Raw genomic sequence first — 12,185 nt, 5'->3', positions numbered from 1 at the left:
TCTGGGGATGTGGAATTGGAATGCGTTGGCCTCCCTGGAACGGGTCGGTGGCTACCTCGCCGGCACGTGGGATCCGCCGGCCGGGGAGGACGGGCCGGGGATCGTCGGCGACGGGTCCTGGCCGCCGCTGATCGGCCGGATGGCGGCGGTCGCGCTGCGCGCGGCGGCGCCGGGGACCAGGGTCGAGCACCGCGAGGCGCTGTTGGCGTTCCTGGAGAGTTGGGCGGCCACGCCGATGGCCGACCCCGCGGCCCGGTTGCGTACCGGGGTCGCCCGAGCCGATGCCCGGGCGGTGCGGGACGAGCGTGGCGCCACCGTCGCGATCACCTGGCCGAGTGAGGGACGTTGCAACGTCGTCCAGGTGCGTACCGGGGACGCCGATCCGCCCGAGTTCGGTGCGCCGGCCGACTGGGTCGAGGCCGCCCGCGGCTGGGGCGACGCGGATCAATTGCGCCGGCTGGTCGCGCTGGTGCGCGAGCGCGGGCCGATGGCCTGGGATCCGGCGGCGGTGCGACTGCTGGGGGCGCAGACGGGGGTCTCCCGGGCTGCGGCGACGCTGTTGGTGATCGGGGACGCGGGCGGGATTCGCACGCTGCCGCCGCTGGATCCCGAGCAGCGCGCGGTGTTCGGGCTGAGTACGGCCGAAGCGGACGCCGGTTACGACGAGTTGCGCCGGTTGACCGAGCTCGACCGGCTGGAGTTGTTCGCTCGCGTCCTGCCCGAGGACCCGGCCGAGTTGTGGGAGCCGGCCGGCCCGGGTGCGCTCGCGGCCCGGATCGCCGCCGCGTGGCAGACCCGGTTCGGACGCGCGCGGCAGGTACCGGAAGCGACCCTCGCCGTGCTCGCCGAACACACCGGACTCACCGTGCACACCCCCGCCGCGCACGTCTGTGCGGCCTTCATGGCCCCCGAGACACATCCCCTGACCGGCCGGGATCACGATCCGTGGCTGGCGGAGGGGCTCGGGGGGACGTACTGCACCAGCGAGGAACAGGGTGTGCGCTGGTTCCAGGAGTTCCTGAAGGCACTCACCGACGCCCTGCCGATCGTCTACGCCGAACTGCCCGCCGGGGATCCGGTACGCGCCGGGCTGCCCGCCACGGTGGCCGCGCTGCGCGCTCGGCTCGATCATCCGGGTCTGCTGTTGGACGCCGGGTACACCGCGCGCTACCACGAGTCGGCCGATCAGTTGCGCGAGTTGTTCGGCGACCGCCCCTATGTCGGTCCGATACCGCTGAAGGCCGCGAGCTTCGACGACGGTCTGAGCATCGCCACCATCGCCGAGCCGAGCGAAGGCTGCCCCAACCCCTTCGTGCGCACGTACTTCCGGCCGGCCCGGTACGGCGACGACGAGCGTTCCGCGCTGCTGCGGCGGGTCGCCTCCGGTGGCGCACCCGTGCGTGACGCCGTCGACATGCTGCGCGGGGACTGGTGCGCGCGGGTCGTGGAACGGGTGGCCGGCGACACGCTGCCGGCCGGCGGATACGAGGCCGATCCGGCGCTCAGCGCGCCGGAGACCGTCGCGCGGGTCGAGAAGGCGCTCGGGGTGGACGCCGATGCGGCCGCGCTGTACCTGCAACTGCTCGCGATCGAGCGCCCGAGCGATCGACGGGTCCGGCTGTGGAACGGCTGGAACGCCGCTCGGCACCGGAAGGCCGCGGCGGCGCTGGTGGCGGCCGGCGTGGTGGTCGCGGACAAGCGGCCCCGCGCCGGCCGTGGGGTCTTCCTGCCGGGCGACTGGGCCAAGGCACGCAAGCCGCTGTGGCCGATCGAGGTGTGGAAGGCGAATCTGCTGGGGGTGCGGCGTATCGGCGACCAGGTCTGGGAGGAGCAGGTCTGGCGGCTGACCCTGCCGGAAATGTTCGCGCACGCCTGGGAGTTGGTCGAACGCGGGGAGGGGCCCGGCTGATCCCGCGCCCGGGCCCGCGTGGTCCGGCCGCTCGCGGGTTCGCGAGCGGCCGGACCACGAGGGGCGGTCAGCGACCGAGTCCGCGATAGCGCCGGACCGACAGCGGCGCGAAGATCGCGATCAGCACGAGCGGCCAGACGAAGGACATCACGATCGTGTGGTCGGCGACCCACGAGCCGCCGGCCCAGCCGGGGTTCCCGAACAATTCGCGGCCGGCGCCCGCGCTCGCGGACAGCGGGTTCCACTCGGCGATCGTGCCGAGCAGGCCCGGCATCGTGTCGGGCGAGACGAATACGTTGGACAGGAATCCCAGCGGCCAGACCAGGATCTGCAGGACCGCGACCGACTCGGGCCCCTTGGCACGCAGCGCCAGGTAGATGCCCATCCACAACACCGCCAGCCGCAGCGCCAGCAACATCGCAACGGCGAGCGCCGCCCGCGCCGGCCCCTCGTGCCATCGCCAGCCCACCGCGAGCCCGCAGCAGATCAGTACGAACAGCCCGACGGCGGCGTGCAGCATGTCGGCGAGCACCCGGCCGCCGACCACGGCCGAGTGCGACATCGGCATCGACCGGAAGCGGTCGGTGACCCCGCGCGCCGCGTCGCCGGCGACCGCCGTGAAGGTGGATTCGATCCCGAAGACCATGGTCATCGCGAACATGCCCGGCATCAGGAACTCGCGATAGTCGCCGCTGCCCGGCACGTCCATCCCGCCGCCGAACAGGTAGCCGAACATCAGCACCATCAACACCGGGAACAGCAGCCCGACCAGCACCGGCGCGGGCTGCCTGGCCCAGTGCGCGAAGGTGCGGCGGGTCAGTGTCCAGGTGTCCGGCAGGGCTCGGCGCAGCGCGGTACTCATGCCGCCACCTCGCTCGCGTCGCCCGTGCCGGCTCGGCCGGTACGGCGCGATCCGCCCGCGTCGTCGACCGGTTCCTCGTCCCGGCGTACGCCGGTGATGGTCAGGAAGACCTCGTCGAGGGTGGGTCGGCGCAGCACGATGTCCTCCGCCTCGATCCCGGCGTCGTGCAGCGCGCGCACCGTCGCGGTGAGCGCGCCCACCCGGTCGGTGATCGGGATGCCGACGCGGCGCTCGTCGTGGCGGACCTCCGGGTTGCCGTTGCCGATCCGGGCCAGGATCGCGGCCGCGGCGGTCAGGTCGAGCGGTTCGCGGACCACCACGTCGATCCGGTCGCCGCCGAGTCGGGACTTGAGCTCGGCGGGTGTGCCCCGGGCGATCACCCGGCCGTGGTCGACCACCGAGATCGTGTCCGCGAGCCGGTCCGCCTCCTCCAGGTACTGCGTGGTCAGCAGCACGGTCGTACCGCCCGCCACCAGCGCGCGCACCGCGTCCCACACCTCGGTACGGCCACGCGGGTCGAGGCCGGTGGTCGGCTCGTCCAGGAACAACACCTCGGGTGCCTGGATCAGCGACGCGGCCAGGTCCAGCCGGCGCCGCATCCCGCCCGAGTAGGTGGTCACCGCCCGTTCGGCGACGTCGGTCAGCGCGAACCGCTCCAGCAGCTCGCCCGCCCGGGCCCGGGCCGCGCGGGCACCCAGGTGGTACAGCCGGCCGAACATCTCCAGGTTCTGCCGCCCGCCGAGCACCTCGTCAAGTGCGGCGTACTGGCCGAGCAGCCCGATCCGCGTGCGCACCCGCGCCGCGTCGCGCACCACGTCGAACCCGGCCACCTCGGCCCGCCCGCCGTCCGGACCCAGCAGTGTGGTCAGGATCCGCACCGCCGTGGTCTTGCCCGCGCCGTTGGGCCCGAGCAATCCGTGCACCGTCCCGGCCGGGACCTCCAGATCGAAACCGTCCAGCGCCCGTGTGGCGCCGTGCACCTTGGTCACGCCTTCGGCGGAGATCGCCAGTGGCATGTACACCCCTTTGCGTATCGCTGTTCGCGGCCCGATGGAACCGCGCAAAATCCGCTCGCACGCCGACTCTGTACGACGTACGGAGTTGATCCGTACGCCGTACCGTACGTGATACGGAGTCTCTCGGCAAGCGTGTTCCCCCATCGCCTCGGCGGCCTTGTCGATCAACTTCGGATGTCGTACCGTACGCGATACGGAGTTCTCGGAGAGGGTACGCACGTGGCACGAGAGAAGAGCAGGCGCGCGGATCCCGCGCGTACCCTCGCCTTGTTGTGGCGCACCGGCGAGGCACCCACCCGCGGCCCCAAGCAGGGGCTGACCGTGGACCGCATCGTGCACGCGGCGATCGAGATCGCCGATGCCGACGGGCTCGCCGCGCTGTCCATGCGCGCGGTCGCCGAGCGGCTCGGGGTCGGCACCATGTCGCTGTACACCTACGTGCCGGGCAAGGCCGAACTGCTGCACGTCATGTTCGACACCGTGCTGGGCGAGAACGAACTGCCCGACACGTCCGGGCTCGGCTGGCGCACGGCGCTGGAGCGGCACGCGCGCGCCGACCACGCGCTCGCCCAGCGGCATCCGTGGGTGGTGCAACTGTGGGGCCCCGGCCTGCTGTTGATGGGCCCGCGGATCACCGCCCGGGCCGAGTCGGCGCTGCGCACCATCGCCGACCTCGGGCTGACCGAGGCGGAGATGGCGCACATCGTCGGGCTCGTCGACGCCTACGTCCGAGGCATCACCCAACTCGCCGTCGACGTCAACCAGGACGCGGTGAGCAGCGGCGAGGGCTACGAGGACTGGTGGGCGGAGAGCACGCCGTACCTGGAGCGACTCATCCAACCCGCCCGCTTCCCCACCCTCACCCGGGTCTGGGCCGCCGGCACCTACGAGGAGGCCCCCGACGCGGGCTTCGAGTTCGGCCTGCGCCTGGTCCTGGACGGCATCGAGACCCTGATCCGCTCGCGGCGCCCGGCAGAACCGGTCGCCACGACGGAATCCCCCGCACCGCAGGAGTAGCGAACATCGGTACCCGCAGCACGCACGTTCCGACCGACCTGATCCGGCACGCCGCCACCTTCGCGCCGGCCGACCCGCCCCGCGCCGGCACCGTCGCCTTCTGGCCGCACCCGACCGGCACCGACACCGTCACCGTGCTCGACGCCGACGGCAGCGAGCACACCCATCCCGCCGTCCTGGTGCCGGTCGCCGACGCGGTCCGGCTGCTCTCCCGGGCCCGCCGGTCCGCCGACGCCCACCCGGCTGCCGCGTTCTGGGGCGCGGCCACCGTACTCGCCCTGCAACTGGTGGCCCGCGGCCGGATGTTGCCCGGGCTCTCCCCCGGCGACCACGACGCGTGGCGGGCCGGGCCGCTGGACGCCGCCGACGTGGAGCGGGTGCGCGCGCTCGCCGACGCGATGCCGGGCGAGGCACGGGCGATACCCACCCCGAGCGGCGCACTGCTCCCGGAGGCCGCGCCGCTGATCCGGGCCTTCCTGGACGCGGTCGCCGACACCATGCCGCGCACCGCCGCCGCGCCGCCCACCGGTCCCGCCCCGCGCGCCGGCGCCGGCACCGCGTTCGCCGGCACCGACGCGCACCGGCTGCCCGAGTTGCGCTCGTGGTCGGACCGGGTCGCCGCCGGGATCGACACCGGCGTACGGATCTCGCTGCGGCTGGAGACCCACGACGTCGAGCACGCGCCGTTCCGGGCGACCGTCCAGGTGCACTCGCTCGCCGACCCGACCGCGGTGATCGACGCGGACACCCTGTGGACCGGCACCGACCCGCGATTCGGCGAACGGGCCCGACTGGACGTGCTGCTCGCGCTGCGCCGGGCCGCCCGGGTGTGGCCCGCGCTGGAGCCGCTGCTGAACGCCGGCGTGCCGGACCGGGTGGTGGTCGGCGACGACGATCTCGGTGCGCTGCTCGGCGCCGCCACCGCGCGTCTGGCCGCGGCCGGGGTCGAGGTGCACTGGCCGCGCGACCTGGTGCGCGATCTCACCGCCAAGGCCGTGGTCGGCGTGCACGACCGCGAGCCCGGCGACCTGCGCGCCTTCCTCGGCGGCGACACCCCGCTCGGCTTCGACTGGCAACTCGCCCTGGGCGACCACCCGTTGACCGCCGCCGAAATGCACGCGCTGGCCGAATCGCACCGGCCCGTGGTGCGGCTGCGCGACCGGTGGGTACTGGTCGACCCGGCCCTGATCGCCAAGGCCCGCAACCGCTCGATCAAGCCGCTCACCCCGATCGAGGCGCTCACGGCGGCCCTGACCGGCGGCATCGAGGTGGCCGGCAAGCGGATCGAGGTGGGCACCTCGGCCTGGCTGGACGACCTGCGCGAGCGGCTCGCGGATGCGGACGGCGGTGCCGAGCCGATCGCCGCGCCGGACGCGCTCGCCGCGACCCTGCGCGACTACCAACTGCGCGGCCTGCGCTGGCTGGACCGGATGACCTCGCTGGGCCTGGGCGGGTGCCTGGCCGACGACATGGGCCTGGGCAAGACCGTCACCCTGATCGCGCTGCACCTGCACCGCCGGGCCGCCTCGCCGGACGGCGCCGACCCGGCGCCGACCCTGGTGGTGTGCCCGGCGTCGCTGCTGGGCAACTGGGAGCGGGAGATCGAGCGCTTCGCACCGGGCACACCGGTGCGCCGCTTCCACGGCGGTGCGCGCACCCTCGACGACCTCGCCCACGGCTTCGTGCTCACCACCTACGGCACGATGCGCCTGGACCGGGCCCGGCTGGCCGAGGTGCCGTGGGGCCTGGTGGTCGCGGACGAGGCGCAGCACGTCAAGAACCACACCTCGGGCACCGCCAAGGCGCTGCGCACGATTCCCGCGCAGGCCAGGATCGCGCTCACCGGCACCCCGGTGGAGAACCGGCTGTCCGAGCTGTGGGCGATCCTCGACTGGACCACCCCCGGCCTGCTCGGCGGCCTCGCCGCGTTCCGCCGCCGCTGGGTCAAGCCGGTCGAGGCCGACCGGGACGGGCCCACGGCGGAGCGGCTGGGCCGGCTGATCGCGCCGTTCCTGCTGCGCCGACGCAAGTCCGACCCGGGCATCGCGCCGGAGCTGCCTGCCAAGACCGAGACCGACCAGCCCGTGTCGCTCACCCGCGAGCAGGCCGGCCTGTACGAGGCGGCGGTGCGCGAGGCGATGGCCGAACTGCGGGACAGCAAGGGCATGGCCCGGCGCGGGCAGATCGTCGGCCTGCTCACCGGGCTCAAGCAGATCTGCAACCATCCGGCGCAATACCTCAAGGAGAGCGAGCCCCGCCTCGACGGTCGCTCCGGCAAGCTCGAACTGCTCGACGAGTTGCTCGACACGATCCTCGCCGAGGACGGCTCGGTCCTGGTCTTCACCCAGTACGTCACGATGGCCCGGCTGCTGGCCAGGCATCTCGACGCCCGCGGCATCGGCAACCAACTCCTGCACGGCGGCACCGCGCCGGCCCGCCGCGACGCGCTGGTCGCGCGATTCCAGGACGGCGCGGTACCGGTGTTCCTGCTCTCGCTCAAGGCGGCCGGCACCGGGCTCAACCTCACCCGTGCCGACCACGTCGTGCACTACGACCGCTGGTGGAACCCGGCCGTGGAGGAGCAGGCCACCGACCGTGCGTACCGGATCGGCCAGACCCGGCCGGTCCAGGTGCACCGGTTCATCGCCGAGGGCACCATCGAGGACCGGATCGCCGCGATGTTGCGCGACAAGCGCGCGCTGGCCGACTCGGTGCTCACCGGCGGCGAGGCCGCGCTGACCGAACTCTCCGACACCGAACTGGCGAATCTGGTCGAGCTGAGGAGCACCCGATGACCGCGGAACCGGCCCGCGCCTTCCCCGCGTTCGCCCCGCGCGCCACACGCGGCGCCAGGGGACGGACCTGGTGGGGGCGCGCCTGGACCGATGCCCTGGAGGACTCCGCGCTCTCCGGCGAACCGCTGCGCAAGGGCCGCGCGTACGCCGGCTCCGGTCGGGTCGGCCCGATCACCGTGGGCCCGGGTCGGATCGCGGCATCCGTGTACGACGCGGACGGGTCGCAGTACGAGACGGTGGTACGCATCGAGCGGCTCACCGATGCGCAGTGGGATCGGTTCCTGGACCAGGTGGCCGTCAAGTCCGGACACCTGGCCGCACTGCTGGACCGGGACATGCCGCAGGAGCTGGTGACGGCGGCCGAGGACGCGGACGTCGGCCTGCTGCCGGGCATCGGCGACCTGGACCCGGACTGCGACTGCCCCGACTGGGAGTTGCCCTGCCGGCATGCCGCCGCGCTGTGCTACCAGGCGGCCTGGCTGCTGGACGCGGACCCGTTCGTGTTGTTGCTGGTCCGCGGGCGGGACGAAGGCAAGGTCCTGGACGGCCTGCGCGAGCGGGACCCGAGCAGCCGGGCCCCCGGGTCGCCGGCCGGCGCGCCCGGAGCCGGGGGCGGGGTCGCCGCCCGGGAGGCATACCGGGCGGCCGATCCGTTGCCCGCCGACCCGCCTCCGGTGCCGGACACCGTCCCGGCGATGGCGATCACACCTCCGCCCGGGATCCCGGCGGGCGCGCTGGAGTCGCTCGTCGCCGAAGCCGCGCGGCGCGCCCGCGAGCTGCTCGACGAGACCCACCCCAGGAGTCCGGCAGGAAGCCCGAGCGGCGGATGAGGAACGGGCCGGGCCTCGTGCCGCCGGCATGCCGCGGCCTCGGTCGGAAAATCCGATGAGCGGGGCCGGCGGCTCGTCCTAGGATGAACGGCCCATGGTCGCCGAGCGGACAGAGACGAAACCAACCATGCACACGCCGACGGGCCTCCCGCGTCAGGTCCTGATCTTCGACGCCGACGACACGTTGTGGGAGAACAACATCCTGTTCGAGCGGGTCATCGACGACTGGCTCGACTGGCTCGACCACCCCACGCTGAATCGGACCGAGATCCGCGCGATCCTGAACGACATCGAGGCCGCGAACGCGATCACGCACGGGTACGGCAGCAAGATGTTCCTGCGCAGTCTGGGCGAGGCGCTGGAGCGGCTGCACGCGCGGCCGGCCACCGAGGCGGAGCTGCGGCACATCGAGCAGCTCGCGGTCGCGCTGCTGGAGAATCGGGTGGAACTGGTGCCCGGCGTCGTCGAGACGCTCACCACGCTCGGCGCGCGCCACGACCTGATGCTGCTCACCAAGGGCGACACCGAGGAGCAGCAGCGCAAGATCGACGCGTCCGCGCTGGCCCCCCACTTCGGCAGCGTGCACATCGTGCCGGAGAAGGGCGTCGACGCCTATCTCGATCTCACCCGCACCCACGGGCTGGTGCCGGAGACGACCTGGATGATCGGGAACTCCCCCAAGTCGGACATTCTGCCGGCGCGCGGCGCGGGGCTGGGTGCGGTGTTCATCCCGAACGCGCACACGTGGGTCCTGGAGCAGAGCGAGTTGGACCCGCACGACGATCGGGTGCTGACGCTGACCGCGTTCCCCGAACTACTGAAGCACTTCTGATGGCGACGGACCGGCCGACGGCGCCGTCGGTGTCCTGCGTGTTCGTCTGCCACGACGGGGCCGGACGGGTGTTGTTGGCGCGCCGGGCGGCGGCGGCCCGGGACGAGGCCGGCACCTGGGACACCGGTGCGGGTGCATTGGAGTGGGGCGAGACGTTCGAGCGTGCGGTGGCCCGCGAGGTGCGCGAGGAGTACGCGACCGAGGCGTTGTCGATCGAGACCCTCGGGGTGCGCAACGTGCTGCGCGGGGACCCGGTCCGGTCGCACTGGGTCGCGGTGGTGTTCGCGGTCCGGGTCGATCCGGACCGGGTCGCCATCGGCGAGCCGCACAAGTTCGACGCGTTGGAATGGTTCGCGCCCGACGCGCTGCCGAACCCGCTGCACTCCCAGTGCGCCGCGGGCCTCGCGCTGTTTCGGGAGTGGCTCGTACGGGCCGGGTGACCGGGCCGGGCCGGCGCCGGTCGCACCCTCGCGGTGACCCGATCCCGGCCCGGTGGGCGGTGCCCGGGGTTCGATGACCGTGCGGGGTGCCGCCCGGGTCGGCGTGCGCGGAATCCATCGTTCCGGGCGGATCGGGGGGCCTCGCGAGCCGAACGGCGCGGACGGCGTCGTGCGTCACTCCGTCACGGGCCCCGCGAACAACATGCCGGCCAGCGCCCGGAAGGTGTCGGCCGGATCGCCGGCCTCGGGGATCCCACCGGACAGGCACAGGGTGGCGTAGCCGTGCGCGAGCGACCACGCGGCGAGCACCGCCCGGTCCATGTCGCCTCGGCGCTCGGCCGGCACCCCCGCGACGCCGCCGCGCAGCGACGCACCGGCCCGGGCCCGCAGGCGCAGCAGTTCCGGGTCCGTGCCGTCGACCACATGCGGGCGGTTCATCACCTCGAAGTGCGCGGGATGCGCGAGCGCGAAGCGCACGTACCGCACGCCGAGTTCGCGCAGTGCCTCCGAGCCGCCCGGGGCGACCTCGGCGAGCGCGTCGGCGAGCAGCCCGTAGCCCTCGGCGGCGATCGCGGTGAGCAGTCCGGTCCTGTCGCCGAAGTGGTGTGCGGGGGCCGCGTGCGAGACGCCCGCGCGGCGGGCCAGGTCGCGCAGGCTGATCGCGCCGATCCCGTCCGAGGCCACCACGTCCAAGGCGGCGGTGAGCACGGCGCGGCGCAGGTCGCCGTGGTGATAGGGGCGTCCGGTGGTCATGGGTCGATGCTACCCGGGATCTAGGCATTGACAAGTTTGCGATGGGCGAGCAATCTTGCCAGTGACAAGTTCGACGCCGGATTCGGCGACACGACCGCGGCCGAGCGGTCCCGGCACGACCGGGCCCAACCGCCCGGGAGGAAAGAGGACACGCCATGAGCGCGACGAACGAGACCCTGAACGCCGGACTGGTGCGCCGGATGTGGCAGACCCTGGAGCCGCTGCACGCGCTGAACTACTACTCGCCGGAGATGTTCGAGGAGGCTGCGGCGCTCGGCTATTCGGTGGACGAGCGATGGCCCGCGTACTTCGCGATGCGCGCCGCGGCGCTCGGTGCGGCCTCCGCCGAGTTGGTCACCTCGACCTTCTACAGCTTCAGCCCGGCGATGGTCGCCCGATACGTCCCGCAGGCCTGGGCGATCGCCGACCCCGCCGCCGTGCTCGCGGCCCGGCTGCGCGCGGCCGACGCCACGCTGCGCTCGGCGCTCGGCGAGCGGATCCACGCGCCGGAGATCGCCGAGGCCGCGGCGCTGACCCGCCGGGTGGCCGAGGCCGCCGACACCGTCGGTCGCCCGCTGGCGGCCGCGCACGCCGCGCTCCCCTGGGCCGACGAGCCGCACCTGGTGTTGTGGCAGGCGATCACCCGGTTGCGCGAACACCGCGGCGACGGCCACATCGCGGCCCTGCTGACGCACCGCCTGGACGGCGTCGAGGCGCTGGTCTCGCACAGCGCCGCCGGTGCGGCCCCGGCCGAGGTGTTCGCAAGCCGGCAGTGGACCGCCGACGAGTGGGACGCGGCACGCGAACGCCTGGTCGCCCGCGGCTGGCTGAACGCCGACGGCACCGCCACCGAGGCGGGCCGGACCGGCCGCGACTCCGTCGAGGCACTCACCGACGAACTCGCCGCCGGGCCATGGGAATGCATCGGCGCCGCCGAGGCGGCCCGACTCGCCGACCTGATCCTGCCCGCCGTGATGGACACGATCGGCACCGGCCTCCTGCCGATGCAGTCCACGCTCGGGATCGGCATGACGTACCCGCACCAGGGCTGATCGCGGGCCCGCGCGCTCCCCGCGCCCGGCCGCGGCGACCGGGTCACGGAAGCCGAAATCCTGGTCAGCGCGGACCCTTTCGCGCGGCGCCGGGCACGGATCCCGGCTTGGTCGGCGGCCTGGTGCCGGGCTTGCCGCGGATCGGGCGACCGGCGGGCCGGCCCGCCCGTCCGGCCGGGGGCTGTGCGGCGCCGGCGGCGGGCTCCGGTGCAACCGCGTCGGTCCGTCCGGCCCGCGCATGCGCCTCCCGGAGACCGTGTTCGATCGCGCCCAGCGTCGCCGCCAGCCGGGCCGGCTGCGCGCCTGCCGCGCCGCGCGGCAGGTCGGCGCAGCCGACCAGGCGCCCCGAGCCCGCGAACGGGCGCAGTTCCACGTCCCGGCTGCCGCCCGGCTCGAACCGGATCGAGGTACCCGCCGCGATGTTGGGCCGTATCCCGAACGTCGCCGCCCGGTCGAAGACGAGCGTCGGGTCGACCTCGAAGAAGTGGAAGTGCGACCCGACCCGGATCACCCGGTCACCGGTGTTGCGCACCGGGACGGTCAGCGTGCGGCGATCCGCCGCCGACTCGGCCGGGTGGTCGCGGTAGAGGTACCGCTGTGGTTGGGCCGTGACCATGGGCTGGACCCTCCTGGGCCGTGTCCGGTGGATCGTGGTGGATGAGGTCGCGTCGTCCGGGCC

At 73.7% G+C, this 12,185-nt stretch carries 11 protein-coding genes; 7 read left to right on the top strand and 4 right to left on the bottom strand.

Translation table 11 applies throughout. From position 1 onward, the window contains the following. Positions 1-7: 7 nt before the first annotated feature. Entirely contained in the window at positions 8-1,909 is a 1,902-nt protein-coding gene (locus ACFZBU_RS06045) for a hypothetical protein (RefSeq protein ID WP_391582266.1), read from the top strand. A gap of 67 nt (positions 1,910-1,976) precedes the next feature. Here ACFZBU_RS06045 and ACFZBU_RS06040 read toward each other — a convergent pair whose 3' ends face one another. Further along, complete coding sequence (locus tag ACFZBU_RS06040) at positions 1,977-2,771, bottom strand: ABC transporter permease (protein WP_391582265.1); 795 nt, start codon at positions 2,769-2,771, stop codon at positions 1,977-1,979. Continuing rightward, positions 2,768-3,787, bottom strand: a complete 1,020-nt coding sequence (locus ACFZBU_RS06035; RefSeq protein ID WP_391582264.1) for an ATP-binding cassette domain-containing protein — start codon at positions 3,785-3,787, stop codon at positions 2,768-2,770. Before ACFZBU_RS06035 ends, ACFZBU_RS06040 begins: the two co-directional genes overlap by 4 nt. 219 nt (positions 3,788-4,006) lie before the next feature. Here ACFZBU_RS06035 and ACFZBU_RS06030 point away from each other — a divergent pair, with 219 nt between their 5' ends. The 5 genes from ACFZBU_RS06030 (at position 4,007) to ACFZBU_RS06010 (ending at position 9,701) form a co-directional block, all read left to right on the top strand. Continuing rightward, on the top strand, positions 4,007-4,804 hold the full coding sequence (locus ACFZBU_RS06030; RefSeq protein ID WP_391582263.1) for a TetR/AcrR family transcriptional regulator: 798 nt from the start codon (positions 4,007-4,009) through the stop codon (positions 4,802-4,804). Positions 4,805-4,938: 134 nt separating this feature from the next. Then, a complete protein-coding gene (locus ACFZBU_RS06025) occupies positions 4,939-7,599 on the top strand; it encodes a DEAD/DEAH box helicase (protein WP_391582262.1) in 2,661 nt (886 codons plus the stop codon). Then, the gene (locus ACFZBU_RS06020) at positions 7,596-8,429 is read left to right on the top strand and encodes an SWIM zinc finger family protein (protein WP_391582261.1); all 834 of its coding nucleotides are present in this window, start codon (positions 7,596-7,598) and stop codon (positions 8,427-8,429) included. The genes ACFZBU_RS06025 and ACFZBU_RS06020 overlap by 4 nt, the downstream gene beginning before the upstream one ends. Positions 8,430-8,556: 127 nt before the next feature. After that, positions 8,557-9,261 carry an HAD family hydrolase gene (locus ACFZBU_RS06015; protein ID WP_391582260.1) on the top strand — a complete coding sequence of 235 codons (705 nt, stop codon included), beginning with the start codon at positions 8,557-8,559 and terminating at the stop codon, positions 9,259-9,261. Further along, the gene (locus tag ACFZBU_RS06010; RefSeq protein WP_391582259.1) at positions 9,261-9,701 is read left to right on the top strand and encodes an NUDIX domain-containing protein; all 441 of its coding nucleotides are present in this window, start codon (positions 9,261-9,263) and stop codon (positions 9,699-9,701) included. Before ACFZBU_RS06015 ends, ACFZBU_RS06010 begins: the two co-directional genes overlap by 1 nt. Positions 9,702-9,875: 174 nt before the next feature. Here ACFZBU_RS06010 and ACFZBU_RS06005 read toward each other — a convergent pair whose 3' ends face one another. Beyond that, on the bottom strand, positions 9,876-10,454 hold the full coding sequence (locus ACFZBU_RS06005; RefSeq protein WP_391582258.1) for a TetR/AcrR family transcriptional regulator: 579 nt from the start codon (positions 10,452-10,454) through the stop codon (positions 9,876-9,878). Between the two features lie 155 nt (positions 10,455-10,609). Between ACFZBU_RS06005 and ACFZBU_RS06000 the strand changes: the two genes are divergently transcribed. Then, positions 10,610-11,506, top strand: coding sequence for a hypothetical protein (locus ACFZBU_RS06000; RefSeq protein ID WP_391582257.1), 897 nt, complete (start codon positions 10,610-10,612; stop codon positions 11,504-11,506). A 64-nt stretch (positions 11,507-11,570) separates the two neighbouring features. On the opposite strand, the gene ACFZBU_RS05995 is transcribed toward ACFZBU_RS06000, so the two are convergent. After that, on the bottom strand, positions 11,571-12,122 hold the full coding sequence (locus ACFZBU_RS05995; RefSeq protein ID WP_391582256.1) for an urease subunit beta: 552 nt from the start codon (positions 12,120-12,122) through the stop codon (positions 11,571-11,573). Positions 12,123-12,185 lie beyond the last annotated feature (63 nt).

This window comes from Embleya sp. NPDC008237, from assembly GCF_042956465.1.
Lineage (GTDB): Bacteria > Actinomycetota > Actinomycetes > Streptomycetales > Streptomycetaceae > Embleya.
The sequence above is the reverse complement of the archived record's forward strand: the minus strand, read 5'-3'. Positions and strand labels throughout refer to the sequence as shown.